At 61.7% G+C, this 26,015-nt stretch carries 20 protein-coding genes and 5 tRNA genes; 20 read left to right on the top strand and 5 right to left on the bottom strand.

What is annotated here, in order from left to right; translation table 11 throughout:
• Positions 1-79: 79 nt before the first annotated feature.
• The 3 genes from JZ00_RS25080 to JZ00_RS25070 all read right to left on the bottom strand — a co-directional run bounded on the left by JZ00_RS25080 (position 80) and on the right by JZ00_RS25070 (position 2,023).
• Positions 80-274 (bottom strand): hypothetical protein, encoded by a 195-nt coding sequence (locus JZ00_RS25080; protein WP_039593950.1) that lies wholly within the window; start codon positions 272-274, stop codon positions 80-82.
• 258 nt (positions 275-532) lie between these two features.
• Positions 533-608, bottom strand: a tRNA-Asn gene (locus JZ00_RS25075).
• Positions 609-826: 218 nt separating this feature from the next.
• Entirely contained in the window at positions 827-2,023 is a 1,197-nt protein-coding gene (locus JZ00_RS25070) for an amino acid aminotransferase (protein WP_039593949.1), read from the bottom strand.
• A gap of 333 nt (positions 2,024-2,356) precedes the next feature.
• Here JZ00_RS25070 and uvrB point away from each other — a divergent pair, with 333 nt between their 5' ends.
• From uvrB to JZ00_RS25015, 11 genes are all read left to right on the top strand, one after another.
• On the top strand, positions 2,357-4,372 hold the full coding sequence (uvrB, locus tag JZ00_RS25065; RefSeq protein ID WP_039593948.1) for an excinuclease ABC subunit UvrB: 2,016 nt from the start codon (positions 2,357-2,359) through the stop codon (positions 4,370-4,372).
• 169 nt (positions 4,373-4,541) lie between these two features.
• The gene (gene gltX, locus JZ00_RS25060; protein ID WP_039593947.1) at positions 4,542-6,023 is read left to right on the top strand and encodes a glutamate--tRNA ligase; all 1,482 of its coding nucleotides are present in this window, start codon (positions 4,542-4,544) and stop codon (positions 6,021-6,023) included.
• Positions 6,024-6,169: 146 nt separating this feature from the next.
• Positions 6,170-6,245 (top strand) — tRNA-Ala (locus tag JZ00_RS25055).
• A gap of 79 nt (positions 6,246-6,324) precedes the next feature.
• Positions 6,325-6,400: transfer RNA gene (locus JZ00_RS25050), tRNA-Glu, on the top strand.
• A 56-nt stretch (positions 6,401-6,456) separates the two neighbouring features.
• A tRNA-Ala gene (locus JZ00_RS25045) sits at positions 6,457-6,532 on the top strand.
• 76 nt (positions 6,533-6,608) lie between these two features.
• A tRNA-Glu gene (locus JZ00_RS25040) sits at positions 6,609-6,684 on the top strand.
• A gap of 179 nt (positions 6,685-6,863) precedes the next feature.
• Positions 6,864-7,403 (top strand): TetR/AcrR family transcriptional regulator, encoded by a 540-nt coding sequence (locus JZ00_RS25035; protein WP_039593946.1) that lies wholly within the window; start codon positions 6,864-6,866, stop codon positions 7,401-7,403.
• Positions 7,404-7,430: 27 nt separating this feature from the next.
• Positions 7,431-8,264 carry an alpha/beta fold hydrolase gene (locus JZ00_RS25030; RefSeq protein WP_039593945.1) on the top strand — a complete coding sequence of 278 codons (834 nt, stop codon included), beginning with the start codon at positions 7,431-7,433 and terminating at the stop codon, positions 8,262-8,264.
• 45 nt (positions 8,265-8,309) lie between these two features.
• Complete coding sequence (locus JZ00_RS25025; protein ID WP_046510158.1) at positions 8,310-8,795, top strand: acyl-CoA thioesterase; 486 nt, start codon at positions 8,310-8,312, stop codon at positions 8,793-8,795.
• Between the two features lie 112 nt (positions 8,796-8,907).
• Complete coding sequence (locus JZ00_RS25020) at positions 8,908-9,867, top strand: tRNA dihydrouridine synthase (protein ID WP_039593944.1); 960 nt, start codon at positions 8,908-8,910, stop codon at positions 9,865-9,867.
• Positions 9,868-9,986: 119 nt separating this feature from the next.
• Positions 9,987-10,439: an Hsp20 family protein gene (locus JZ00_RS25015; protein WP_039593943.1), complete on the top strand. Its 453-nt coding sequence runs from the start codon at positions 9,987-9,989 to the stop codon at positions 10,437-10,439.
• Between the two features lie 113 nt (positions 10,440-10,552).
• On the opposite strand, the gene JZ00_RS25010 is transcribed toward JZ00_RS25015, so the two are convergent.
• Together JZ00_RS25010 and JZ00_RS25005 are read right to left on the bottom strand one after the other, a co-directional pair.
• Complete coding sequence (locus JZ00_RS25010; protein ID WP_039593942.1) at positions 10,553-13,831, bottom strand: EAL domain-containing protein; 3,279 nt, start codon at positions 13,829-13,831, stop codon at positions 10,553-10,555.
• 67 nt (positions 13,832-13,898) lie between these two features.
• A complete protein-coding gene (locus tag JZ00_RS25005) occupies positions 13,899-14,789 on the bottom strand; it encodes a LysR family transcriptional regulator (protein ID WP_039593941.1) in 891 nt (296 codons plus the stop codon).
• A gap of 157 nt (positions 14,790-14,946) precedes the next feature.
• Here JZ00_RS25005 and leuC point away from each other — a divergent pair, with 157 nt between their 5' ends.
• The 9 genes from leuC (at position 14,947) to JZ00_RS24960 (ending at position 25,830) form a co-directional block, all read left to right on the top strand.
• On the top strand, positions 14,947-16,365 hold the full coding sequence (gene leuC, locus JZ00_RS25000; RefSeq protein WP_039593940.1) for a 3-isopropylmalate dehydratase large subunit: 1,419 nt from the start codon (positions 14,947-14,949) through the stop codon (positions 16,363-16,365).
• Between the two features lie 11 nt (positions 16,366-16,376).
• On the top strand, positions 16,377-17,021 hold the full coding sequence (leuD, locus tag JZ00_RS24995) for a 3-isopropylmalate dehydratase small subunit (protein WP_030142033.1): 645 nt from the start codon (positions 16,377-16,379) through the stop codon (positions 17,019-17,021).
• 65 nt (positions 17,022-17,086) lie between these two features.
• On the top strand, positions 17,087-17,851 hold the full coding sequence (locus JZ00_RS24990) for a class I SAM-dependent methyltransferase (RefSeq protein WP_039593939.1): 765 nt from the start codon (positions 17,087-17,089) through the stop codon (positions 17,849-17,851).
• A gap of 66 nt (positions 17,852-17,917) precedes the next feature.
• Entirely contained in the window at positions 17,918-19,000 is a 1,083-nt protein-coding gene (gene leuB, locus JZ00_RS24985; RefSeq protein WP_039593938.1) for a 3-isopropylmalate dehydrogenase, read from the top strand.
• A 54-nt stretch (positions 19,001-19,054) separates the two neighbouring features.
• On the top strand, positions 19,055-20,167 hold the full coding sequence (gene asd / locus JZ00_RS24980; protein WP_039593937.1) for an aspartate-semialdehyde dehydrogenase: 1,113 nt from the start codon (positions 19,055-19,057) through the stop codon (positions 20,165-20,167).
• A gap of 160 nt (positions 20,168-20,327) precedes the next feature.
• A complete protein-coding gene (locus JZ00_RS24975; protein WP_039593936.1) occupies positions 20,328-21,338 on the top strand; it encodes an aspartate-semialdehyde dehydrogenase in 1,011 nt (336 codons plus the stop codon).
• A 210-nt stretch (positions 21,339-21,548) separates the two neighbouring features.
• Complete coding sequence (locus tag JZ00_RS24970) at positions 21,549-24,125, top strand: FimV/HubP family polar landmark protein (RefSeq protein WP_039593935.1); 2,577 nt, start codon at positions 21,549-21,551, stop codon at positions 24,123-24,125.
• Between the two features lie 193 nt (positions 24,126-24,318).
• Complete coding sequence (truA, locus tag JZ00_RS24965) at positions 24,319-25,143, top strand: tRNA pseudouridine(38-40) synthase TruA (protein ID WP_039593989.1); 825 nt, start codon at positions 24,319-24,321, stop codon at positions 25,141-25,143.
• 63 nt (positions 25,144-25,206) lie between these two features.
• A complete protein-coding gene (locus tag JZ00_RS24960; protein WP_039593934.1) occupies positions 25,207-25,830 on the top strand; it encodes a phosphoribosylanthranilate isomerase in 624 nt (207 codons plus the stop codon).
• The last annotated feature ends 185 nt before the right edge of the window (positions 25,831-26,015 follow it).

The following is a 26,015-nucleotide window of genomic DNA, read 5'->3' as shown; positions in this document are numbered from 1 at the left end:
CATCAATCGATGGGGTTACCTTACGTTTCATGCGGGATGGAGAAAAATCAACGGTCTCAATAGTAGGAATCGATGCCGCTCAATCGACCACCAAGTCGAGCATGTGCACCACTTCCTGCTCGCTGAGCAGGCCCTTGCGAACCAGGTTTTCCGCGAGCAAGGACAGGAACTTGGCGCTGCGGTGGCCTTCCAGGTGCTTGAGTTCGGTCAGCGCGTTGTACACCTTGCTGGAGGTGCACAGGCCGACGATGCGGTGAGGGTTTTGTGTGGGCATGGCTTCGTCCTTGTTGTTATGAAGCTGCTGTGGCGGACAGGGGCAGTTTGCGGCACTGCCATGACGCTGGCGTGACAGCTGGGCTTTTCGGAAAAAGGAAAGCAGGATTCAGACCATAATGCCAGGTTGGCGCCAAATTATTGTTCTGGTAGCGACCTCAGGTACGCGGTCCGCGGCCACAGGCGGTCGCTCACGTCGAAAAGCACCCACGAAAAAGCCCCTGGACCTTTCGATTCAGGGGCTTTGTCTTTTGCTGTCTGGCTCCACGACCTGGACTCGAACCAGGGACCCAGTGATTAACAGTCACTTGCTCTACCAACTGAGCTATCGCGGAATGGCGCGTATGTTACTGATTGGAAAAGAGAAGTCAAGCTTGAGTTGATCGCTGGAAGAGCTTTTTGTGGAGGTGACATCCAAGTATCACATGTTACTGCTTCACACAGCTCTCGCAGGATCACTATCTGTTGTGGCGAGGGGGATAAATCCCCTTGCCACAAGGGCGCCCGAAAAAAATGGGAGACCAAGGCCTCCCATTTTTCAAACCATCGAGGCTCAGATTACCTGGACGATGGCCTTGGTCACTGCTTCGATGTTGTTCTGGTTCAGTGCGGCCACGCAGATGCGGCCGGTGTCCAGGGCATAGATGCCGAATTCATTGCGCAGGCGTGTCACTTGTTCAACGGTCAGGCCGGAGTAGGAGAACATCCCGCTCTGGCGTGCGACGAAGCTGAAGTCGTGCTGCGGGGCGGCCTTGGCCAGCATGTCCACCATCTGGTCGCGCATGCCACGAATACGCAGGCGCATCTCGGCCAGTTCTTCTTCCCATTGGGCCCGCAGCTCTGGGCTGTTGAGCACGGCCGCGACGATGCTGGCGCCGTGGGTCGGCGGGTTGGAGTAGTTGGTGCGGATCACGCGCTTGACCTGGGACAGCACGCGGGCACTTTCTTCCTTCGACTCGCTGACGATCGACAGGGCGCCAACACGCTCACCGTACAGGGAGAACGACTTGGAGAACGAACTGGAGGCGAAGAAGGTCAGGCCCGACTCGGCGAACAGGCGCACGGCTGCGGCGTCTTCATCGATGCCTTTGCCGAAGCCCTGGTAAGCCATGTCCAGGAAAGGCACGTGGTTCTTGGCCTTGACCACGGCCAGGACATTTTTCCAGTCTTCCGGGCTCAGGTCCACGCCGGTCGGGTTATGGCAGCAGGCGTGCAGCACGACGATCGAGCGGTCGGGTAGGGCGTTGAGATCTTCCAGCAGGCCGCTGCGGTTCACGTCGTGGGTGGCGGCGTCGTAATAGCGATAGTTCTGCACCGAGAAGCCGGCGGTTTCGAACAGCGCACGGTGGTTTTCCCAGCTCGGGTCGCTGATGGCCACGACTGCGTCAGGCAGCAGTTGCTTGAGGAAGTCGGCGCCGATCTTCAGCGCGCCGGTGCCGCCCACCGCCTGCGTGGTGATGACGCGGCCGGAAGCGATCAGCGGGGAGTCCTTGCCGAACAACAGGGTCTGGACTGCCTGGTCGTACGCGGCGATGCCGTCGATCGGCAGGTAGCCACGGGAAACGTGCTGAGCCACGCGAATCGTCTCGGCTTCAACCACGGCGCGCAGCAATGGAATGCGCCCTTCTTCGTTGCAGTAAACACCTACGCCCAAGTTGACCTTATTGGTACGGGTGTCGGCATTGAAAGCTTCGTTGAGGCCCAGGATGGGGTCGCGTGGTGCCAATTCGACAGCGGAAAACAGGCTCATTAGTGCGCGGCTCTGAATGGAGAGTGAGGGGACGTGTCGCGCTCCAGCCGGATGCACTAGAGCGGTGCACAAACGGGGAGCTAGTATAGAGGCCATCACCGAACACGGCGACAGGCTATTCGGTGTTTACGGTAAGTATTTTCGATTTTTTTTCGACCGTTAGTCTCTTCGCAGCGTCAAAGCCTGCAAGGCGTGTAGGACGTTCGTCTTGAAAGCGAAGGCATTCACCTCCACATTGTATGAATTCCAGCTTTTTCATCGGGCGACGTCAGTCGTTTCGGTCTTTCTCGTTCCCGTCGCCTGGCCGACAGGAGTGAACCCAGGGGTTATGTTATGTCTGAATTCCAGCTAGTCACCCGCTTCCAGCCCGCCGGCGATCAGCCGGAAGCCATCCGGCTGATGGTCGAAGGCATCGAGGCCGGTCTGGCGCACCAGACGTTGCTGGGCGTGACCGGTTCGGGCAAGACCTTCAGCATCGCCAACGTGATCGCCCAGGTGCAGCGCCCGACCTTGGTGCTGGCGCCGAACAAGACGCTGGCGGCGCAGTTGTACGGCGAATTCAAGGCGTTTTTCCCGAACAACGCGGTGGAGTACTTCGTTTCCTACTACGACTACTACCAGCCCGAGGCCTACGTTCCGTCGTCGGACACCTTCATCGAGAAGGACGCCTCGATCAACGACCACATCGAACAGATGCGGCTGTCGGCGACCAAGGCGTTGCTTGAGCGCAAGGACGCGATCATCGTTACCACGGTGTCATGCATCTACGGCTTGGGCAGCCCGGAAACCTACCTGAAGATGGTGTTGCATGTGGACCGTGGCGACAAACTCGACCAGCGTGCCTTGCTCCGGCGGCTGGCGGATTTGCAATACACCCGCAACGACATGGATTTCGCCCGGGCGACGTTCCGGGTGCGCGGTGATGTGATCGACATCTACCCGGCAGAATCGGACCTGGAAGCGATTCGCATCGAGTTGTTCGACGATGAAGTGGAGAGCATTTCGGCGTTCGACCCGCTGACTGGCGAGGTGATCCGCAAGTTGCCACGCTTCACGTTCTACCCCAAGAGCCACTACGTGACGCCACGGGAAACCCTGCTGGATGCCATCGAAGGGATCAAGGCCGAGCTGCAAGAACGCCTGGAATACCTGCGTTCGAACAACAAGCTGGTGGAAGCCCAGCGCCTGGAGCAGCGCACCCGCTTTGACCTGGAGATGATCCTGGAGCTGGGCTACTGCAACGGTATCGAGAACTACTCGCGCTACCTGTCGGGGCGCCCGGCGGGTGCGCCGCCGCCCACCTTGTATGACTACCTACCAGCCGATGCCTTGCTGGTGATCGACGAGTCCCACGTCAGCGTTCCGCAGGTTGGCGCCATGTACAAAGGCGACCGTTCGCGCAAGGAAACCTTGGTGGAATACGGTTTCCGCCTGCCTTCGGCCTTGGACAACCGGCCGATGCGCTTCGACGAATGGGAAAGCGTGAGCCCGCAGACGATCTTCGTCTCGGCCACCCCGGGCAACTACGAGGCCGAGCATGCCGGCCGCGTGGTGGAGCAAGTGGTGCGGCCGACGGGCCTGGTGGACCCGCAAGTGGAGGTGCGTCCGGCGCTGACCCAGGTCGATGACCTGCTGTCGGAAATCACCAAGCGCGTGGCGCTGGAGGAGCGGGTGCTGGTCACCACGCTGACCAAGCGCATGGCCGAAGACCTCACCGACTATCTGGCCGACCACGGCGTGCGGGTGCGTTACTTGCACTCGGACATCGACACGGTGGAGCGGGTCGAGATCATCCGCGACCTGCGCCTGGGCACCTTCGACGTGTTGGTGGGCATCAACCTGCTGCGTGAAGGCCTGGACATGCCCGAGGTGTCGCTGGTGGCGATCCTCGACGCCGACAAGGAAGGTTTCCTGCGTTCCGAGCGCTCATTGATCCAGACCATCGGTCGCGCGGCCCGTAACCTCAACGGTCGGGCAATTCTTTATGCCGATCGCATCACCGGCTCCATGGAGCGGGCCATCGGCGAGACCGAGCGCCGCCGCGACAAGCAGATCGCCTTCAACCTGGCCAATGGCATTACGCCCAAAGGGGTGTTCAAGGACGTCGCCGATATCATGGAAGGCGCCACCGTGCCTGGCTCGCGCAGCAAGAAGCGCAAAGGCATGGCCAAGGCCGCCGAAGAGAGCGCCCGCTACGAGGCCGAACTGCGCTCGCCGAGCGAAATCACCAAGCGGATCCGGCAGTTGGAAGAGAAGATGTACCAATTGGCCCGGGACCTGGAGTTCGAGGCGGCGGCGCAGTTGCGTGATGAGATTGGCAAGTTGCGGGAGCGGTTGTTGGCTGTCTGAGCATTGAGGTGTCCTCATAGCCCCATTCGCGAGCCTGCTCGCGAATGGGGCAGCTCAGTCTGAATGGTTGGCCACACAAATCCCGCTCTCACTGGAGCCGGCCCACCATCGCCTGTTACCATTCGCCCCCTGTTTGATCTTCGCTTTTATCTTCTTTCCGAGACATGCCATGACCACCGTCCGTACCCGCATCGCGCCTTCGCCCACTGGCGATCCCCATGTCGGCACCGCTTACATCGCCTTGTTCAACTATTGCTTTGCCAAGCAGCACGGTGGTGAGTTCATCCTGCGGATCGAGGACACCGATCAGTTGCGTTCGACCCGCGAGTCGGAACAGCAGATTTTCGACGCCCTGCGCTGGCTCGGCATCGATTGGAGCGAGGGCCCGGACGTCGGCGGCCCGCACGGCCCGTATCGCCAGAGCGAACGTGGCGAGATCTACAAGCAGTACTGTCAGCAATTGGTGGACATGGGGCATGCGTTCCCTTGCTTCTGCACTGCCGAAGAGCTCGACCAGATGCGCGCCGAGCAGATCGCCCGTGGCGAAACCCCGCGCTACGACGGCCGCGCGCTGCTGCTGTCCAAAGAAGAAGTCGCCCGTCGCCTGGCCGCTGGCGAGCCCCATGTGATCCGCATGAAGGTGCCGACCGAGGGTGTCTGCGTGGTGCCGGACATGCTGCGTGGCGATGTCGAGATCCCGTGGGATCGCATGGACATGCAAGTGCTGATGAAGACCGATGGCCTGCCGACGTACTTCCTGGCCAACGTGGTCGACGATCACCTGATGGGCATCACTCACGTTCTGCGTGGTGAAGAATGGCTGCCGTCGGCGCCGAAACTGATCCTGCTCTATGAGTACTTTGGCTGGGAACAACCTCAGCTGTGCTACATGCCGCTGCTGCGTAACCCGGACAAGAGCAAGTTGTCCAAGCGCAAGAACCCGACCTCGGTGACGTTCTACGAGCGCATGGGCTTCATGCCCGAGGCGATGCTCAACTACCTGGGGCGCATGGGCTGGTCGATGCCGGACGAGCGTGAGAAGTTCTCGCTGCAGGAAATGGTCGAGCACTTCGATCTGTCGCGTGTCTCCCTGGGCGGGCCGATCTTCGACGTCGAGAAACTCTCCTGGCTCAACGGCCAGTGGCTGCGTGACCTGCCGGTGGAAGAGTTCGCCGCACGCGTGCAGAAGTGGGCGTTCAACCCTGAGTACATGATGAAGATCGCTCCCCACGTGCAGGGCAGGGTCGAGACCTTCAGCCAGATCGCCCCGCTGGCCGGCTTCTTCTTCGCCGGTGGCGTGACCCCGGACGCGAAGTTGTTCGAATCCAAGAAACTCTCGGGCGACCAGGTGCGGCAGTTGATGCAGTTGATCCTGTGGAAGCTCGAAAGCCTGCGCCAGTGGGAGAAGGACAGCATCACCGCGACCATCCAGGCCGTGGTCGAATCGCTGGAACTGAAATTGCGCGATGCCATGCCGTTGATGTTCGCCGCCATTACCGGCCAGGCCAGCTCGGTGTCGGTGCTCGATGCAATGGAAATCCTCGGGCCGGACCTGACCCGTTTCCGCCTGCGCCAAGCCATCGATCTGCTCGGTGGCGTGTCGAAGAAGGAAAACAAAGAGTGGGAAAAACTGCTGGGCGCGATTGCTTAAGCGGTCGATGGAGCAGGGCATGCCCCGGTTTTCCGGGGTTTGTCGGTAAGTGATTGTTATCCCGGCAAAAAATTTTCAAATTCTTTGAAAATAAATTTGACAGCCCTCCGATACGCCCTTAAGATTCGCCCCGTCCTCAGCGATGAGGGGCTATAGCTCAGCTGGGAGAGCGCTTGCATGGCATGCAAGAGGTCGACGGTTCGATCCCGTCTAGCTCCACCAATTTACACTTCGAGGCCTGGCCACACCGGCCTTGAAGCGATCAACACTCAGCGTTGATCAGTTGTATAGAAGGGTTTGCGTCCCCTTCGTCTAGTGGCCTAGGACACCGCCCTTTCACGGCGGTAACAGGGGTTCGAGTCCCCTAGGGGACGCCAGTTTTACAGAAGCGATGTTGCAAGATGATGTCGCTCCGCCGCGAGGCGAAAAATCCGGGGCTATAGCTCAGCTGGGAGAGCGCTTGCATGGCATGCAAGAGGTCGACGGTTCGATCCCGTCTAGCTCCACCAATTTACACTTCAAGGTTTGGCCACACCGGCCTTGAAGCGATCAGTACTCAGCGCTGATCATGTTCAGAAGGTTTGTGTCCCCTTCGTCTAGTGGCCTAGGACACCGCCCTTTCACGGCGGTAACAGGGGTTCGAGTCCCCTAGGGGACGCCACGATTACCCGCTCTGCGGGATTTTATAAGGGTCATTCAATTCTTGAATGGCCCTTTTGTTTGCCTGGCATTCAGCCAATTCCCTTATCCTCGAAAAATACTTCTGACGAGCGGTCACTATTTCGCTTGCGGAAATTTATTATGAGAATAATATTTCAATCGTAATATTCGGAGGCAACGATGAGCGATAAAAAAGCACAAACCCGCGAACGCATTCTCAAGGCCGCCAGCGATGCGCTGATCCAGCGCGGGCCGGCCGAGCCGAGCGTGGGCGAGGTGATGGGCGCAGCCGGCCTGACGGTGGGTGGTTTTTATGCCCATTTCGAAAGCAAGGATGCGTTGATGCTGGAGGCGTTCAAGCAATTGTTGAATCGCCGCCGTGGCTTGATCGCCGACATGGATGCCGAGCTGACGGGTGAAGAGCGGCGCGCATTGGTCGCGGCGTTCTATCTGTCGCGCAAGCACCGTGATTCCACCGAGCAAGCGTGTCCGATCCCGGCATCGGTCGGCGAGCTCGGGCGGCTGCCGGACGCGTTTCGTGAAGTTCTCAACGAGCATATCGAGCTGATGGTCGCGCAGTTGGCCGCCAGCCCCGAAGACGCCGACAAAGCCCTGGCCGACATCGCCTTGATGGTCGGCGGCCTGGCCCTGGCACGGGCATTGGGCCCGGGTGAGTTATCGGATCGTTTACTGCGCGCCGCCAAGTCGGCGGTGCGTTGAGCTAAGGCGCAAGCCCTGGAGATGAGCATGGACAGGTTGAGCTGGATTCGTGGCGTCAATGGCACCCTTGGTTGGATCGCGCCGCGGCTGGTGGCGAAGAGCATGCGCAGGGTCTTCATGAGTCCGCGCAACCTGCCACCACGGGCCTGGGAACTGCCATTGCTGGCCTCGTCCGAGCGCATCACGTTGCGCTTCGGCCTGTCTGCCTTGCGTTGGGGCAAAGGCCCCGCGGTCCTGTTGATGCACGGGTGGGAAGGGCGGCCGACCCAATTTGCAGCGTTGATCAACGCGCTGGTGGACGCCGGTTATACGGTGGTGGCGCTGGATGGACCGGCCCACGGTCGCTCGCCGGGTCGCGAGGCCAATGTCCCGTTGTTTGCCCGGGCGATGCTCGAAGCCGCAGCCGAGTTGCCGCCGCTGCAAGCGGTAATCGGTCACTCCATGGGCGGCGCCAGTGCCATGCTGGCGGTCCAGCTGGGGCTGCGAACCGAGACGCTGGTGAGTATCGCCGCGCCGGCGCGTATCCTCGGCGTGTTGCGTGGGTTCGCCCGGATGATGGGAATGCCCGCCAGGGCGCGCTCGGCGTTCATTCGCCAGGTGGAGCAGGATGTGGGCATGCAGGCTTCGAAGATGGATGTCTCGCAATACCAGCTGGATATTCCGGGGCTGATTGTCCATGCCGAGGACGATACATCGGTATCGGTCGAGGAATCGCAACTGATCCATGAAGCCTGGTTCGACAGCCGCCTGCTGCGCTTGCCCGAGGGCGGGCACCAGCGAGTCCTGGCCGATCCCCGTGTCATTGATGGGGTGTTATCACTGCTGGCAGGACGCAGCCTGCAAGCGCGGCAATCGGCTTGAGCATCCGGTACACTGCCCCGATCCAAATTCGACCGGGAGAGGGGCATGGGCTGGGATCGGGCAACGCCGTTCATTATTGATCTTCAGGTCAATCCAGAAGACATCGACGGGCTGGGCCACGCCAATAACGCGGTGTACGTCACTTGGCTGGAGCGCTGCGCCTGGCGGCATTCCCAGCGCCTGGGCCTGGACCTGGTGGAGTACCGGCGGCTGGATCGCGCCATGGCGGTGGTGCGGCATGAAATCGATTACCTGGCAGCGGCCTACGAGGGCGACGAACTGCAGCTGGCGACCTGGATCGTCGACTGGGACCAGCGCCTGAAAATGACCCGGCACTTCCAACTGGTCCGGCCCAGCGATAACACCACGCTGCTGCGGGCCCAAACCACCTTTGTCTGTATCGAACTTTCCACCGGCCGACCCAAGCGCATGCCGCCGGAGTTTATCGAGGGTTATGGCGTGGCGCTAAGCCTGGATGGGAGCGAGCCTGCTCGCGAAGACGGCGGTACAGCCAGCACCTTCGCAAGCTGATCCACCGCCATCGCGAGCAAGCTCGTTCCCACAAAGGCTCGGCGGCGATTTGCCGATTTTGTGCAGGAAATCCGCTAAACTGCCGCACGTTTTTTCGTTGAGTGTGTTTTCCATGCAAATTGCCTTGGCGCCCATGGAGGGGTTGGTCGACAACATCCTGCGTGACGTCCTGACCCGTGTTGGCGGCATTGATTGGTGTGTCACCGAGTTCATTCGCGTCAACGACCGTCTGCTCACGCCCGCCTATTTCCACAAGCTCGGCCCGGAATTGCTGACCGGCGCCCGAACTGCCGCGGGCGTACCCCTGCGGGTGCAATTGCTGGGCTCCGACCCGGTGTGCCTGGCGGAAAACGCGGCGCTGGCCTGCGAGCTGGGGTCTGAGGTGATCGACTTGAATTTTGGCTGTCCGGCCAAGACGGTAAACAAGTCGCGGGGCGGGGCAGTGCTGCTCAAGGAGCCGGAGCTGCTCAACGAGATCGTCGAGCATGTACGGCGTGCGGTGCCCAAACACATTCCTGTCACCGCCAAGATGCGCCTGGGCTTCGATAGCCCGGACGGCGCGCTGGTCTGCGCCACGGCGCTGGCCGAGGGCGGCGCGGCCCATATCGTCGTGCATGCGCGGACCAAGGTCGACGGCTACAAGCCGCCGGCCCACTGGGAGTGGATTCCCCGCGTCCAGGAAGTGGTCAAGGTGCCGGTGTTCGCCAACGGTGATATCTGGAGTGTCGAGGATTGGCGTCGCTGCCGCGAAATCAGCGGTGTCGAAGACATCATGCTCGGTCGCGGCCTGGTGTCCCGCCCCGACCTGGCCCGGCAGATCGCCGCCGCCCGGGCCGGTGAAGAAGTCACCGAGATGTCCTGGGCCGACCTGCAGCCGATGCTCCAGGATTTCTGGCTGCAAGTGGTCGACCAACTGACGCCACGCCAGGCGCCAGGCCGGTTGAAGCAATGGCTGGCGATGTTGACGCGAAATTATCCGGAGGCGGTTGAGCTGTTCAGTGCCGTGCGGCGGGAAACCGACCTGGACGCGGTAGGCCATTTGTTGGGTGTGCAGCGCACCGAGGCGGCCTGAAAAAAATTTAAGAAAAAGCTCTTGAAAAGTTTTTGGCGGTCCCTAGATAGGGGATACGCGATGCCGAATTCGGGTCGCGGAGACAAAAAAACTTGCTGAACTTTCAGGAGATTTGAATCATGAGTACTGCATTTTCGCTGGCCCCTCTGTTCCGTTCCTCGGTGGGCTTCGACCGTTTCAACGACCTGTTCGAAACCGCCCTGCGCAACGAACCGGGCAGCAGCTATCCACCCTACAACGTGGAAAAACACGGCGATGACGAATACCGCATCGTAGTCGCCGCCGCCGGGTTCCGGGAAGAAGACCTGGACCTGCAAGTGGAAAAAGGTGTGCTGACCATCAGCGGCGGCAAGCGCGAGGCCAGCAACGACAGCGTGACCTACCTGCACCAGGGCATCGCCCAGCGTGCGTTCAAGCTGTCCTTCCGGTTGGCGGATCATATCGAGATCAAGGCCGCCGGCCTGAGCAACGGTCTGTTGAGCATCGACCTGTTGCGCGTGGTACCGGAAGAGGCGAAGGCCAAGCGCATCCCGATCAACGGTGCGCAGCAGCAACCCGCGCTGGAGAATTGATCCATCGCAACTGAAGAAGGGCGCCTGAGGGCGCCCTTCTTCGTTTTTGGAGTCATTGCAAGACGAGGGGATAAACCCTGCGCCACAAAAGCCTTCTGCCTGGGTTGCACAGGCTAGGGCAGCAACCGCTCAAACGCCTCCAGTGGCAACGGCCGGCTGTGCAGGTAACCCTGGTACAAATGACAATCGAGCCCCTGCAGAAACTGCAGTTGCTCCAGCGTCTCCACCCCTTCGGCGATCATTTCCAGGTTCAGGCTGTGGGCCATGGCGACAATGGCGCGGATGATTTCGGCGTCGTTGGGGTCGCTGGTGGCATCGCGCACGAAGGATTGATCGATTTTCAAGGTGTCCACTGGCAGCCGCTTGAGGTAAGTCAGCGACGAATAGCCGGTGCCGAAGTCATCCATGGCAAAGCTGACGCCCAGTTTCTTGAGCCGGCGCATCTTGGAGATGGTGTCGTCCAGGTTATGGATCACGATGCCTTCGGTAATCTCCAGCTTGAGCAGGGAGTAGGGCAGCCCGTGGCTGGCGAGGCTGCTTTCGATGCGTTCGACAAAATCATTCTGGCGAAACTGCCGGGGACTGATGTTGACGCACAGTTTGAACCGTTTTGGATCGACCTTGCCCTTGGCGATCAGCTGCTTGAAGCCGTTGCAGGCTTCATCGAGGATCCAGGTACCGACTTCCAGGATCAAGCCGCTGTCTTCCAATACCTTGATGAACTCGTTGGGCGATTGCGCGCCCAGGTCGGGGTGATGCCAGCGCACCAGCGCCTCGGCCCCGATGATGCGGTTGTCCCGGGCATCGATCTGGGGCTGGAAATGCAAACTGAATTCGTTGCGAGCCAAGGCCTGGCGCAAATCGGTTTCCATGCGCAATCGTTCGCTGGCGGCTTTTTGCATGGTGGTGTGGAACATCTGGGAGGTGTTGCGTCCCGAATCCTTGGCGCGGTAGAGGGCGATGTCGGCGCGCTTGAGCAAGTCGGTCGGTGTGGAACCGTGGTCCGGAATCAGCGCCATGCCGATGCTGGGCGTGACTTGCAGGCGTTGCCCGTCGAGGAACATCGGTTCCGAGAGCAGGTCGCGCAGGGTATCGGCCAGGTCTTGTACCTGTTGGCCGACCATGGCGCGCGTCCCTTCAAGACCGCTGAGCAGCACGACGAACTCATCACCGCCCAGCCGCGCCACGGTGTCTTCGAGGCGCACGCTGGCTTCCAGGCGTGCGGTAATGATCTTCAGCACGGTATCGCCCACCGGGTGACCAAGGGAGTCGTTGATGTGCTTGAAGTGGTCCAGGTCGAGGAACAGCAAGGCTCCGCGCAGGTTGTGGCGCTTGAGCAAGGCAATCTGCTGGCTCAAGCGGTCCATCAGCAATGCACGGTTGGGCAGGTTCGTGAGTGGGTCATGGTAAGCCAGGTGGCGGATCTGCGCTTCGGCGTTGCGCAACAGGCTGACGTCCCGGGCTGTCAGCAGCAGGCAGGCTGTTTCGTTGAGGGTGATGGGCTCCACCGACACTTCCACCGTGAGGATTTCCCCGCGCTTGTTACGTCCGAGCATTTCCTGGTGAAGAACGCGGCCCTTTAGCTGCAGTTCGGCCAGCAGGGCGGCGCGCTGTTTTTCTTCGGCCCAGATCCCCACTTCGTAGACCGTGTGGCCGATCACTTCGTCGGCGCGGTAGCCGGTCAGGCGACAAAAACCATCGTTGACCTCCAGGTAACGACCGCTTTCGAGTTCGGTGATGGTGATGGCGTCAGGGCTGGAGTGAAACGCCTTGGCGAACTTCTCTTCGCTGGCCTTCAGGGCCGCTTCGGAGCGCTGTTGCTGGGTGATGTCTCGCAGCGTGGTGACGATGCAGGGCTGGTTGCCGACGTTGATCTGCCGGCTGGATATCACGCAGGTCAGCGGCTGGCCATTCTTGTGGTGGACGACAATGGCGACATTGCTCAGCGATTGTTCGCGGATGACGCGTTCTATGCGTTGCAGGCTGCTGCCCGAGGCGTCCCACAGGCCGATCTCGTCGGCGCTGAGGCCGATCACGTCGCTGGCCGCCCAGCCGAAAGTCTGGGTGAAGCTGGAATTGATTTCCAGGAACCTGCCGTCGTCCTGGTGAGTGACACAGATCGGGTCGGGGCTGACCTGGAACAGTGTCGCGAACTTCTCCTCAGACGCCGCCAGGCTCTGCTCCCGCTCCACCTGGTCGGTGATGTCCAGCAAGGTCCCGGCCATGCGCAGGGGGCTCCCGTCGTCGTTGCGATAGAGGCGGGCGCGGCTTTCCAGATAACGCGAGCTGCCGTCCGGCAGTTGCACGCGATAGGTCAATTGATAGTTGCCCGCCGGGCCTTCACGCAGGCTGCGGTAGGCGTTGCGCATGTTGTTGCGCTCTTCGGTGGGTACACCCTCGAAAAAGGCGTCGAACGATTCGTGGAATGCCTTGGGCTCCAGGCCATGAAGCTGCGCTGCCCGGGCCGAGCCATAGAGCATGCCGCTGGGAATGTGCCAATCCCAAGTGCCCAGTTGCGCTGAGTCGAGGGCCAGGTCGAGGCGTTCCTGGCTGTCCTTGAGGGCTTGTTCGGCGAGTTTGCGTTCGGTGGTGTCGAGGAATGTGCTGAGCAGGTAAGGCTGGCCTTCGAGTTCGACTTTCTGTGCGCTGAGGATGCCGTTGTGGACCTGGCCGTTACTGGCGCGAAACTCCACTTCCATGCTGATCAGTTCGCCCTTGGCCTTGGTCGCTTCCACCAGTTTTGCCCGTTGCGTGGGGTCGACCCACAAGCCCAGTTCCAGGGTGGTGCGGCCAATCACATCATGCACCGGCCAGCCGAACAGGCTTTCAAAGTACTGGTTGGCTTCGCTGATCAGTCCATCTTCCTGGCGCGTCAGCAAGACCATGTTCGGGCAAAGATGAAAAAGCGTGGCGAAGCGTTTTTCCGAACTGCGCAGCGCCTGTTCCCGCTCGCGCTGGTGGGTTATCTCGCGGATGACCCCGATCATGCGCGGACGGCCATGTTTGTCGGGCAATACGCTGCCACTGATTTCCAACCAGTGCAGGCTGCCATCGGGCCAGACGATGCGGTGGTGCATGGCCTGCTCAAGCGGTGCGCCGGCCACCGCCGCGTGAAACGCGCGCACGGCCCGTGCCCGGTCCTCGGGCAGCAGCAGGTCGAGGTAATCGACGTCCGCTGGCAACGGCTGGCGCGGATCGAAGCCGAACAGCGCCTGGGTGCCCCGCGACCAGCTGATCTGTCCGGTATCGATGTCCCACGACCAGGCCCCCAGCCGCGCTCCGTTCAGGGCGGCCAGCAACTGTGGCGCGCTGTCCCAGCTCTGCTCGGATCGCTTCGGGTCGAGCGCCTGGATACGCGGCAGGGGCGGAAGATGGTCGGCGGGTTTGGGCATTCTCTAGCGGGCCTTGGGCGGGTGGGCGTTATGCACAGGCGTAGTGGCCCTATAGGAGTAGCACAACTTATGCCCTTGTCCCTGGCAGATCGATTTGTGCGTCCAGTAGAGCCATGAAAGCTCGTGCTGCGTTCGACAGCGTCCGTTCGGTGTGCACGATATAGCCTAGCTGGCGACTGAGCTGTATGCCCGGCAAAGGAATGCGCGCGACCTGTTCGTCGAGCATGGTGCGCGGCAGGACGCTCCAGGCCAGGCCGATGGAGACCATCATTTTTATGGTTTCCAGATAATTCGTGCTCATGGCGATATTCGGGGTCAGGCCCTGGGCTTCGAACAGCCGCCGCACGATGTGATGGGTGAATGTATTGCCGCCCGGGAAAACCGCCGGGTGCAAGGCGATGTCCGCCAGGGTCACCGCGCCGTTTTCCAGCAGCACATGTTCCGGCGCTACGACGAAATCCAGCGGGTCGTCCCATACCGGCTTGGCGCTCACCAGTGCGTGGGGCTCGGGGGCGAGGGTGATGACCGCCAGTTCCGCGCGGCCGTGGAGGATTTCCTCGTAGGCCACTTCCGAATCCAGGAACTGAATATCCAATGCCACCTGTGGGTAGCGTCGGGTGAACGCCCTTAATAAGGAGGGCAAGCGATGCAAGCCGATGTGGTGACTGGTGGCGAGGGTCAGCCGCCCGGTCACTTCTCCGGTCAGGTTGGTCAGGGCGCGACGGGTGTCGTCGAGCACGTTGAGAATCTGATAGGCCCGTGGCAGCAGGGCGCGACCGGCTTCGGTCAGGCCGATTTCACGGCCCAGTCGATCGAACAGGCGCACGTTGAGTTGCTGTTCCAGCCCGGCAATCCGCTTGCTGATGGCGGGCTGGGTCAGGTGCAGGCGCTCGCCGGCGCCGGAGAAACTGCCGGTCTCGGCGATGGCAATAAAGGCGTTGAGGTTGGCTAGGTCCATGGCCGTCTTGGTCGAATTCCTGTTGGTTATGCAAAGTATGAAAAATATGAATTTGAGTTATTTAATGTAGCCTCATAACATCAGCCTCACAAGCCAAGGGGTCATTGAGCCGCTCAAGACCCAGGGCATAGAAACAAGCTGATGAGGAAACCGTCTGATGGCCGGCAAAACGCTCTACGACAAGCTCTGGGATTCGCATTTGGTCAAGCAGCGCGACGATGGCTCGGCGCTGATCTACATCGACCGTCACATCATCCATGAAGTGACCTCGCCGCAAGCCTTCGAAGGCCTGCGCCTGGCCGGGCGCAAGCCGTGGCGCATCGATGCCAACATCGCGACCCCGGACCACAACGTACCGACCACGCCGGAGCGCAAGGGCGGCATCGAAGCCATTGCCGACCAGGTCTCGCGCCTGCAAGTCCAGACCCTCGACGACAACTGTGACGAATACGGCATCGTCGAATTCAAGATGAACGATGTGCGCCAAGGCATCGTCCACGTCATCGGCCCGGAGCAGGGCGCGACCTTGCCCGGCATGACCGTGGTCTGCGGCGACTCGCACACCTCGACCCACGGCGCATTCGGCGCCCTGGCCCATGGCATCGGCACTTCGGAGGTCGAGCATGTGCTCGCCACCCAGTGCCTGGTCGCCAAGAAAATGAAAAACATGCTGGTGCGCGTCGAAGGCAAGTTGCCGTTCGGCGTGACCGCCAAGGACATCGTCCTGGCGGTGATCGGCAAGATCGGCACCGCTGGCGGCAACGGCCATGCCATCGAATTCGCCGGCAGTGCGATCCGCGACTTGTCCGTCGAGGGCCGCATGACCATCTGCAATATGTCTATCGAAGCCGGCGCGCGCGTCGGGTTGGTGGCCGCCGATGAAAAAACCGTGGAATACGTCAAGGGTCGTCCGTTCGCTCCAAAAGGCGCGGAATGGGACATGGCGGTCGAAGCCTGGAAAGACCTGGTTTCTGACCCGGACGCCACATTCGACACCGTGGTCGAGCTCGACGCAGCGCAGATCAAGCCGCAAGTCAGCTGGGGCACTTCGCCTGAGATGGTGTTGGCCGTGGACCAGAACGTGCCGGATCCGGCCAAGGAAATGGACCTGGTCAAGCGCGACTCCATTGTTCGCGCCTTGAAATACATGGGCTTGAGCGCCAACCAGGCGATCACCGACATCCAACTCGACCGCGTGTTCATCGGTTCCTGCACCAACTCGCGGATCGAAGACTTGCGCGCTGCTGCAGTGATCGCCAAGGGGCGCAAGGTCGCGTCGACCATCAAGCAAGCGATCGTGGTGCCGGGCTCGGGCCTGGTGAAGGCCCAGGCCGAAGCGGAAGGTCTGGACAAGATTTTCCTCGAAGCCGGTTTCGAATGGCGTGAGCCAGGGTGCTCGATGTGCCTGGCGATGAACCCGGACCGTTTGGAGTCGGGCGAGCATTGCGCTTCCACCTCCAACCGTAACTTCGAAGGCCGTCAGGGCGCCGGTGGCCGTACGCACCTGGTGAGCCCGGCGATGGCCGCCGCGGCGGCTGTCAACGGCCGTTTCGTCGACGTCCGCGAATTGATCTGAAGGAGCGCAGCATGAAAGCTTTTACCCAGCACACCGGTCTTGTCGCGCCTTTGGATCGTGCCAACGTCGACACCGACCAGATCATCCCCAAGCAGTTCTTGAAATCCATCAAGCGCACCGGTTTTGGCCCGAACCTGTTCGACGAATGGCGCTACCTGGATGTCGGCCAGCCGTATCAGGACAACTCCAAGCGTCCGCTGAACAAGGATTTCGTGCTCAACGCCGAACGCTACCAAGGCGCCAGCGTGTTGCTGGCCCGGGAGAACTTCGGCTGCGGTTCGAGCCGCGAGCACGCGCCGTGGGCCCTGGAAGAGTACGGTTTTCGCAGCATCATCGCGCCGAGCTACGCCGACATCTTCTTCAACAACAGCTTCAAGAACGGCTTGCTGCCTATCATCCTCAGCGACGCCGAGGTGGATGAACTGTTCCAGCAGGTCGAGGCCAATCCCGGCTATCAATTGCAGATCGACCTGGCCGCCCAGACGGTGACCCGTCCCGATGGCAAGGTGTTGGGGTTCGAGATCGATGCGTTCCGCAAGCATTGCCTGCTCAATGGCCTGGATGATATTGGCCTGACCTTGCAGGACGGCGAGGCGATTGCCGCGTTCGAGGCCAAGCATCGGGCAAGCCAGCCTTGGTTGTTTCGCGATGCTTGATTGATCGGAAATTGCTTCGCGAGCAGTACTGACACCACAAGGCTACACCCCAAAAGGAAGGTCCCATGACCAGCACCGCCCACAGCCAAGTCGTACAAAAGCAATTCGGCGAACAAGCCTCGGCCTACCTGAGCAGTGCCGTGCACGCCCAAGGCGCCGAGTTCGCGCTGCTACAAGCTGCGTTGGCCGGCCGTGGCGATGCGCGGGTGCTGGACCTGGGTTGCGGCGCCGGCCATGTGAGTTTCCACGTGGCGGCGCTGGCCGGTGAAGTGGTGGCCTACGACCTGTCCCAGCAAATGCTGGACGTGGTGACCGCCGCAGCGGTTGAGCGCGGCCTGGGCAATATCAGCACGGTCCGTGGCGCCGCCGAGCGCCTGCCGTTCGCCGACGCTGAGTTCGACTTCGTCTTCAGCCGTTATTCGGCGCATCATTGGAGCGATCTCGGCCTGGCATTGCGGGAAGTGCGCCGGGTGCTCAAGCCGGGCGGGAGGGTGGCGTTCATCGACATCCTGTCGCCGGGCACGCCGTTGCTGGACACGTACCTGCAAAGCATCGAAGTACTGCGCGACACCAGCCATGTGCGCGACTATTCGGCTGCCGAGTGGTTGCACCAGGTCAGCGAAGCGGGGCTGCACACCCGCAGCACCTCGCGCCAGCGCCTGCGCCTGGAGTACCGCTCCTGGGTCGAACGCATGCGCACCCCCGAGGTGATGCGCGCAGCGATTCTTGAGCTGCAGCGCTCGATGGGCGACGAAGTGCGTGAATATTTTGAGATTGAGGCCGATGGTTCGTTCAGTACAGATGTACTGGTGCTGTGGGCCGAGCGATAGCATTTTTCCCGGCCCGGCCTTGGCTACGAAGCCCAGGCCCGTGTCGACAGAGCAAATGAGGAAAGCATGAGCAAGCAGATTCTGATTCTCCCAGGTGACGGTATCGGCCCGGAAATCATGGCCGAGGCGGTCAAGGTGCTGGAGCTGGCGAACGATAAGTACGGCCTGGGTTTCGAACTCAGCCACGATGTCATCGGTGGCGCGGCCATCGACAAGCACGGCGTGCCCCTGGCCGATGAAACCCTGGACCGTGCCCGTTCCGCCGATGCCGTGCTGCTGGGCGCCGTGGGCGGCCCGAAATGGGACAAGATCGAACGCGACATCCGCCCTGAGCGCGGCCTGCTGAAGATTCGTGCGCAACTGGGTCTGTTCGGCAACCTGCGCCCGGCGATTCTTTACCCGCAACTGGCCGATGCCTCGAGCCTGAAGCCGGAAATCGTTTCCGGCCTGGATATTCTCATCGTCCGCGAGCTGACCGGCGGTATCTACTTCGGCGCCCCGCGCGGCACCCGTGAGCTGGAGAATGGCGAGCGCCAGGCCTACGACACCCTGCCGTACAGCGAAAGCGAAATCCGCCGTATCGCCCGGGTCGGCTTCGACATGGCCCGCGTGCGTGGCAAGAAGCTGTGCTCGGTAGATAAGGCTAACGTCCTGGCTTCCAGCCAACTGTGGCGTGAGGTGGTCGAGCAGGTGGCCAAGGATTACCCGGACATCGAGCTGAGCCACATGTACGTCGACAACGCCGCGATGCAACTGGTCCGCGCGCCGAAGCAATTCGACGTGATCGTCACCGACAACATGTTCGGCGACATCCTGTCCGACGAAGCGTCGATGCTCACCGGCTCGATCGGCATGCTGCCGTCCGCTTCCCTGGACGCCAACAACAAGGGCATGTACGAGCCTTGCCACGGTTCGGCGCCGGACATCGCCGGGCAGGGCATTGCCAACCCGTTGGCGACCATTCTGTCGGTGTCGATGATGCTGCGTTACAGCTTCAACTTGAACGATGCCGCCGACGCGATCGAAAAAGCCGTCAGCGTAGTCCTGGACCAAGGCTTGCGCACCGGTGATATCTGGTCGCAAGGTTGTACCAAAGTCGGTACGCAGCAAATGGGCGATGCAGTAGTCGCCGCGCTGCGGAATCTGTAATCTTTCGGGCCCACCGCTTCGACGGTGGCCCACTTTTGTAAAGGTGTAGTTGCGATGAAACGTGTAGGTCTGATCGGTTGGCGCGGCATGGTCGGTTCCGTGCTCATGCAGCGAATGCTGGAAGAGCAGGATTTCGATCTCATTGAGCCGGTGTTTTTCACCACATCCAACGTTGGTGGCCAGGGCCCGTCCGTGGGCAAGGACACCGGTGTGCTCAAGGATGCCTACAGCATCGACGAGCTCAAGACCCTCGACGTGATCCTGACCTGCCAGGGCGGCGACTACACCAGCGAAGTGTTCCCGAAACTGCGTGAAGCCGGCTGGCAGGGCTACTGGATCGACGCCGCTTCCAGCCTGCGCATGCAGGACGACGCGGTGATCATCCTCGACCCGGTCAACCGCAAGGTCATCGACCAGCAGTTGGATGCGGGCACCAAGAACTACATCGGCGGCAACTGCACCGTCAGCCTGATGTTGATGGGCCTGGGCGGCTTGTTCGAAGCCGGTCTGGTGGAGTGGATGAGCGCCATGACCTACCAGGCGGCGTCCGGTGCCGGCGCGCAGAACATGCGTGAGCTGATCAAGCAGATGGGCGCGACCCACGCCGCTGTTGCCGATGACCTGGCCAACCCGGCCAGTGCCATCCTCGACATCGACCGCAAGGTCGCCGAGGCGATGCGCAGCGATGCCTACCCGACCGAGAACTTCGGCGTGCCGCTGGCCGGCAGCCTGATTCCTTGGATCGACAAGGAGCTGCCTAACGGCCAGAGCCGCGAAGAGTGGAAGGCCCAGGCCGAAACCAACAAGATCCTGGGTCGCTTCAAGAGCCCGATCCCGGTGGACGGCATCTGCGTGCGCATCGGCGCCATGCGTTGCCACAGCCAGGCGCTGACCATCAAGCTGAACAAAGACGTGCCGATCGCCGACATCGAAGGCCTGATCAGCCAGCACAACCCATGGGTCAAGCTGGTGCCGAACAATCGCGAAACCAGTATGCAGGAGCTGAGCCCGACCAAGGTCACCGGCACCCTGAACGTACCGGTGGGCCGTCTGCGCAAGTTGAACATGGGTTCGCAGTTCGTCGGTGCCTTCACCGTCGGCGACCAACTGCTGTGGGGCGCGGCCGAACCGCTGCGTCGCATGCTGCGGATCCTGCTCGAGCGTTGATCGATAGCTGCTGTGAAAGAGCCCGCGCCTTGTGAGAGGTGCGGGTTTTTCATATGGGGTTGGAGCAAGCTCCCTCGCCACAGGTTCTCTTGTGTTCAATTGCCTGCCCAACCACCACCCGGTAAAGTGCCGCTCCCCACGTTTTACCTGAGGTAGACCCATGAGCCAGTCCTTTGATATTGCCGTGATCGGCGCCACCGGTACTGTCGGCGAAACCCTCGTCCAGATTCTTGAAGAGCGCGACTTCCCGATCGGCAACCTGCACCTGCTGGCCAGCAGCGAATCGGCTGGCAGTTCGGTGATGTTCCGCGGCAAAAACGTGCGGGTGCGCGAGGTCGACGAATTCGATTTCGGCAAAGTCCAGCTGGCATTCTTCGCCGCCGGCCCGGCGGTAACCTTGAGCTTCGCGCCACGTGCCACCGCCGCCGGTTGTGCGTTGATCGATCTGTCTGGCGCGCTGCCGCCGGAGCAGGCGCCACAGATGGTGCCGGAAGCCAACCCGCAGGTGCTGGCCAACCTGTCCAAGCCGTTCCAGGTCAGCAGCCCCAGCGCCTCGGCGACGGTGCTGGCTGTCGCCTTGGCACCGCTGCGCCAATGCCTGGATTTGCAGCGCATCAGCCTGACCGCCAGCCTCGCCGTGTCTGCCCAAGGCCGAGCGGCTGTGAGCGAACTTGCGCGCCAGACCGCCGAATTGCTGAACGTCCGTCCGCTCGAACCGAAATTTTTCGACCGACAGGTGGCGTTCAACCTGCTGGCCCAGGTAGGTACGCCTGATGAGCAGGGTCATACGCAGTTGGAACGACGTCTCGTGCGTGAATTGCGCCAGGTGCTTGGGCAACCTTTGTTAAAGATTTCCGTCACTTGCATTCAAGCCCCGGTGTTTTTTGGCGATAGCTTTAGCGTGACTGTGCAATCTGCCGGCCCCATCGACCTGGCGAAGGTCAATGCCGCCCTGGAAGCAGCGCCGGGAATCGAGCTGGTCGAGGCGGGTGATTACCCGACACCGGTGGGTGATGCGGTGGGTCAGGATGTGGTCTATATCGGTCGCGTGCGCGGCGGCATCGACGATCCGTCGGAGCTGAATCTGTGGCTGACGTCGGATAACGTGCGCAAGGGCGCGGCGCTCAATGCGGTGCAGGTGGCTGAGTTGTTGATAAAAGACCTGCTGTAAAAGATACTTGGCAACAATTTGTCGAATGGTTCTAGCTGGGCGCTATGCTTGGTCAGAGTGCTGAAGGCGAACATTCCTCCCGGGGATTGCTCCCGGGCATGAGTGAAACAATCGCGCGCGCCGTCGCATCGGGGCTGCGCGCAATGCCTTACGGCAGCGGCATCAATACCTTCTCGCTGGCCGAGGAATGTTCAAACAAAGGAAGAGGCTATGGTTCAAGTTCGCAAACTGGTGTTAGCAATAGCGGCCGCCTCGGCGCTGTCCTCCGGTATGGCGCAAGCGCTCGGGCTCGGGGAATTGACCCTCAAGTCGCCGCCGAACCAGCCTCTGGTGGCCGAAATCGAACTGCTCGATGTCCAGCAACTGACCGCCGCCGAGGTGGTGCCGAGCCTGGCCCCGCCCGAAGAGTTCGCCAAGGCGGGCATTGATCGCCAAGCCTTTCTCAACGATTTGAGCTTCACACCGGTGATCAACGCCAACGGCAGGAGTGTCCTTCGGGTGACTTCCAGCCGGCCGTTATCCGAGCCGATGGTCAAGTTCCTGGTGCAGGTGATGTGGCCCAACGGCCGCTTGCTGCGCGACTACAGCGTACTGCTCGATCCTTCCAAATTCTCGCCTCAGGCCGCCGACGCCGCTCGGGCGAAGCCTCCCCAAGTGGTCTCCGCGCCGGTCACTGGCGCTACCAAGCCGTCCCAATACACCACCACGCCGCGCGATACCCTGTGGGAAATCGCTGCCAAGGTGCGCAACGGCGGCTCGGTGCAGCAAACCATGCTGGCGATCCAGGCGTTGAACCCGAACGCATTCATCAACGGCAACATCAACCTGCTCAAGACCGGCCAGGTATTGCGCCTGCCCGATCCGGTGCAAAGCACGGCGTTGCCGCAACCCCAGGCCATCGCCGAAGTGGCAGCCCAGAACGCTGCATGGCGTCAGGGGCGTCGTGGCGGGGCGGGCAGTGGCCGCCAGCAGTTGGACGCCACCCGGCGTGGCGGCGGCGAAAACGCCCCTGCCCAAGGCGCTGCGCGCGATAACCTGAGCCTGGTTTCCGCCGAATCGGCGAAGGCGGGCGCCAAGGGTAAAGGCGCCGCTGGTGATGCCCAGGCATTGAGCAACCAGCTTGCGGTGACCCAGGAAAGCCTCGATTCAGCTCGTCGCGACAACGAAGAACTGAAAAGCCGCATGGCCGATCTGCAGAGCCAATTGGACAAGCTGCAGCGCCTGATCGAGCTGAAGAACAATCAACTGGCGAAAATGCAGGCCGAGGGCGGCGCGGTCCCGCCCGCCGGCGAGTCGACGCCGGCAATGTCGGCGCAACTGACCCCCGCGCCAGCGGCACCCTCGCAGGAACCCGCCCCGGAAAATCAGGCTGCCCCTGAAGCAACCCCGCCTGTCACTCCGGTCGAGCCAGTGCCGGCCGCCGCAGACGAGAAAAAGTACAACGACCTGCTGACCAATCCGATCCTGCTGGGACTGATCGGCGGCGGTGCGTTGGTCCTGTTGCTGCTGCTGTTGCTCCTGGCCCGTCGCCGCAAGGCCCAGCAGGAAGCCGAGAAACATCTGCGCATGGCCCGAGCCCTCGAGGAGGAGGCCGACTTCTCCCCGGAGCTCGATCTGCCCCCGAGCAGCTTCGAGGGCATTGAAGTACCACCGCCTAGCGTCAAACTCGAGCCAAAGCCAGCCCCGGCTCCGAAACCAGCCCCGGTGGTTGCGCCCGTGGTGGTCACGCCCCCCATCGCCGCACCGCTGGTGGCTCCGGCCGCCGACCGCTCGGACGACGTATTGCCCCAGGCGCAGTCGCACATTGATCGTGGTCGTTTGAACCAGGCCGTCGACTTGCTTGAACAGGGCATCAAGGCCGAGCCCCAGCGCAGTGACCTGCGTTTGAAACTGATGGAAGTCTATGGCCAGCAGGGCGACCGCGATGCCTTTGTCGCCCAGGAACGCCAGTTGGTCGCCAATGGCGAGAACTACGCCCAGGTCGAACAACTCAAGAGCCGTTTCCCGGCCATGGCAGTCGCCGCTGGCGCAGGCCTGGCCGCGGCAGCCGTGGCCGCTGAGTTGGATGCTCAATACGTCAAGGAGCTGTTGGAAGATAAACCGCCAACCGACGAAGAACTCGACAGCGCCTTCGACCTGAGCCTGGAGGACATGGACACCACTCCGGTCGCACCAACCCCCGAGCCAATCGCCGAGCTGGACGCGTTCCCGGAAGACGATGACCTGAGTTTCGAATCGGTGCTCAAGCAGCAGACCGAGGCCAGCGAAAGCCTCGACGATCTGTCGGAGTTCGATCTGGACCTGGGTGCCGATGCCCCGGCGCCAGCCTTGGCTGATGAAGATTTCCTGCTGGACCTGGATGACGACCTCAAGGGGTTGGACATTCCCGCCGCCCAAACGCCTGTGCTGGATGACACGCCGGCCGACGATCTTGAGCTGCCAGCGGATTTCGATCTGTCCCTGGCCGACGAGATGGACGCGCACGAGCAGCCGAAGGATGCCTTCGAATCCGAGCTGGACGATGTCAACGCCGAGCTGGATCGCTTGTCCGACGACCTCGGCCAGCCAACGTTTACCGCTGAGGACGCCCTGGCGACAGCCGACGACGAGCCGGACTTCGATTTCCTCAGCGGCACCGACGAAGTGGCGACCAAGCTCGATCTGGCCCAGGCCTATATCGACATGGGCGACAACGACGGCGCCCGGGATATCCTCGGCGAAGTGCTCAGCGAAGGGGATGCCACCCAGCAGAGCGAAGCGAAGGAGATGTTGTCGCGGCTGGCGTGAGTCGGCGGTATAACAAGAACGGCAGCCGGTGAGGCTGCCGTTTTTGTTTGCATTGGAGTTGAAGGCACCGGTCCATCCCGCACAGGAACCACGGTTGCACTGGCATCCCGCTTCACCCGCTTTATAATGCCCGCCTTTGCGTACCTCAGCAGGCTGTAATTCCTTGGCAAACATAGACAACCCGGCCGCCGAAATGGCGGCCGACGGCTTTTTCCGGATCGCCTTGGGCGTGGAGTACAAAGGCTCGCGCTATCGCGGCTGGCAGCGTCAGGCCTCCGGCGTATTGACGGTGCAGGAAACCCTCGAAAACGCGCTGTCCAAAGTCGCCGATTCACCCGTGTCGCTGCATTGCGCCGGTCGCACCGACGCCGGCGTGCACGCGTGCGGGCAAGTCGTGCATTTCGACACCCAAGTCGAACGCTCGATGAAGGCCTGGGTCATGGGCGCCAATATCAACCTGCCGCACGATGTCAGCGTCAGTTGGGCGAAGGCGATGCCGGCTCATTTCCATGCGCGCTTCAAGGCCATCGCCCGGCGTTACCGCTACGTCATCTACAACGATCAGATCCGCCCCGCGCACCTGAACGAGGAAATTACCTGGAACCACCGTCCGCTGGATGTCGAGCGTATGGCCGAGGCCGCGCAATACCTGGTCGGTGTGCATGATTTCAGCGCCTTCCGGGCCGGCCAGTGCCAGGCCAAGTCGCCGATCAAGGAGCTGCATCACCTGCGCGTGACCCGTCACGGCAAGATGATCGTGCTCGATATCCGCGCCAGCGCGTTCCTGCACCACATGGTGCGCAACATCGCCGGTGTGCTGATGACCATCGGCGCGGGTGAGCGGCCGGTGGAATGGGTCAAGGAAGTGCTCGAGAGCCGCATTCGTCGCTCGGGTGGCGTGACGGCGCATCCGTTTGGCCTGTACCTGGTGCAGGTGGAATATCACGACGAATTCCAATTGCCGGAGCGTTACATCGGGCCACATTTCCTCACGGGCTTCTCGGAACTCGACGGCTGACGCCCTCCGCTGCATTTGTTACCATCCGGGACTTTCACGGATTTGCCTGAGGTTTTACTCACCATGCCGGTCGTTCGCAGCAAGATATGCGGAATCACCCGGGTCGAAGACGCACTGGCGGCGGTCGAGGCCGGGGCGGACGCCATTGGCCTGGTGTTCTACGCCAAGAGTCCGCGGGCGGTGACGGTGCAGCAGGCGAGGGCGATCATCCAGGCCCTGCCACCCTTCGTCACGCCGGTCGGCCTGTTCGTCAATGCCAGCCGTTGCGAGCTGGGCGAAATTCTCGACGCGGTGCCGCTGGCCTTGCTGCAGTTCCATGGCGACGAGGCCCCGGCTGATTGCGAAGGCTGGCATCGACCGTACATCAAGGCTTTGCGGGTCAAGGCAGGCGACGCCATCGCGGCCAGTTGCGAGGCCTTTCCCGGGGCCAGCGGTATCTTGCTGGACAGCTACGTCGAGGGCGTCCCGGGTGGGACCGGCGAAGCGTTCGATTGGTCGCTGGTGCCGCGGGGGTTGGACAAGCCGATTATCCTCGCCGGTGGCCTGACGCCGGACAACGTGGCTGCGGCCATCGCCCAGGTTCGTCCGTACGCCGTGGACGTCAGCGGCGGGGTGGAACTGGCCAAGGGGATCAAGGACCCGGCGAAGATCCGGGCGTTCATGGCGGCCGTGCGCGGCAGCCAGTAGTCAATGTGACGGCTGGCAGACTGCCGCCGTCCATACCTGCACTGTACAAAACAGGCAGGCGCCGCCTCCGGGCGGGCCGATAGCGTAAGGGTAACCGCGGCGTAGCGGTTGCCGGGATGGCAGGGGATTGTTGGGCTGGTTGCAGGTCATGTTGCGCACTGACCGTGACGGTCTTCGATCCTCGC

Source organism: Pseudomonas frederiksbergensis (genome assembly GCF_000802155.2).
GTDB classification, from domain to species: domain Bacteria; phylum Pseudomonadota; class Gammaproteobacteria; order Pseudomonadales; family Pseudomonadaceae; genus Aquipseudomonas; species Aquipseudomonas frederiksbergensis_A.
The sequence above is the reverse complement of the archived record's forward strand: the minus strand, read 5'-3'. Positions and strand labels throughout refer to the sequence as shown.

What these genes read in the sequence shown, in the direction of transcription:
- JZ00_RS25080 (WP_039593950.1), bottom strand. Translation starts at nt 274, where the DNA reads ATGCCCACACAAAACCCTCACCGCATCGTCGGCCTGTGCACCTCCAGC.
- JZ00_RS25070 (WP_039593949.1), bottom strand. Translation starts at nt 2,023, where the DNA reads ATGAGCCTGTTTTCCGCTGTCGAATTGGCACCACGCGACCCCATCCTG.
- uvrB (WP_039593948.1), top strand. Translation starts at nt 2,357, where the DNA reads ATGTCTGAATTCCAGCTAGTCACCCGCTTCCAGCCCGCCGGCGATCAG.
- gltX (WP_039593947.1), top strand. Translation starts at nt 4,542, where the DNA reads ATGACCACCGTCCGTACCCGCATCGCGCCTTCGCCCACTGGCGATCCC.
- JZ00_RS25035 (WP_039593946.1), top strand. Translation starts at nt 6,864, where the DNA reads ATGAGCGATAAAAAAGCACAAACCCGCGAACGCATTCTCAAGGCCGCC.
- JZ00_RS25030 (WP_039593945.1), top strand. Translation starts at nt 7,431, where the DNA reads ATGGACAGGTTGAGCTGGATTCGTGGCGTCAATGGCACCCTTGGTTGG.
- JZ00_RS25025 (WP_046510158.1), top strand. Translation starts at nt 8,310, where the DNA reads ATGGGCTGGGATCGGGCAACGCCGTTCATTATTGATCTTCAGGTCAAT.
- JZ00_RS25020 (WP_039593944.1), top strand. Translation starts at nt 8,908, where the DNA reads ATGCAAATTGCCTTGGCGCCCATGGAGGGGTTGGTCGACAACATCCTG.
- JZ00_RS25015 (WP_039593943.1), top strand. Translation starts at nt 9,987, where the DNA reads ATGAGTACTGCATTTTCGCTGGCCCCTCTGTTCCGTTCCTCGGTGGGC.
- JZ00_RS25010 (WP_039593942.1), bottom strand. Translation starts at nt 13,831, where the DNA reads ATGCCCAAACCCGCCGACCATCTTCCGCCCCTGCCGCGTATCCAGGCG.
- JZ00_RS25005 (WP_039593941.1), bottom strand. Translation starts at nt 14,789, where the DNA reads ATGGACCTAGCCAACCTCAACGCCTTTATTGCCATCGCCGAGACCGGC.
- leuC (WP_039593940.1), top strand. Translation starts at nt 14,947, where the DNA reads ATGGCCGGCAAAACGCTCTACGACAAGCTCTGGGATTCGCATTTGGTC.
- leuD (WP_030142033.1), top strand. Translation starts at nt 16,377, where the DNA reads ATGAAAGCTTTTACCCAGCACACCGGTCTTGTCGCGCCTTTGGATCGT.
- JZ00_RS24990 (WP_039593939.1), top strand. Translation starts at nt 17,087, where the DNA reads ATGACCAGCACCGCCCACAGCCAAGTCGTACAAAAGCAATTCGGCGAA.
- leuB (WP_039593938.1), top strand. Translation starts at nt 17,918, where the DNA reads ATGAGCAAGCAGATTCTGATTCTCCCAGGTGACGGTATCGGCCCGGAA.
- asd (WP_039593937.1), top strand. Translation starts at nt 19,055, where the DNA reads ATGAAACGTGTAGGTCTGATCGGTTGGCGCGGCATGGTCGGTTCCGTG.
- JZ00_RS24975 (WP_039593936.1), top strand. Translation starts at nt 20,328, where the DNA reads ATGAGCCAGTCCTTTGATATTGCCGTGATCGGCGCCACCGGTACTGTC.
- JZ00_RS24970 (WP_039593935.1), top strand. Translation starts at nt 21,549, where the DNA reads ATGGTTCAAGTTCGCAAACTGGTGTTAGCAATAGCGGCCGCCTCGGCG.
- truA (WP_039593989.1), top strand. Translation starts at nt 24,319, where the DNA reads ATGGCGGCCGACGGCTTTTTCCGGATCGCCTTGGGCGTGGAGTACAAA.
- JZ00_RS24960 (WP_039593934.1), top strand. Translation starts at nt 25,207, where the DNA reads ATGCCGGTCGTTCGCAGCAAGATATGCGGAATCACCCGGGTCGAAGAC.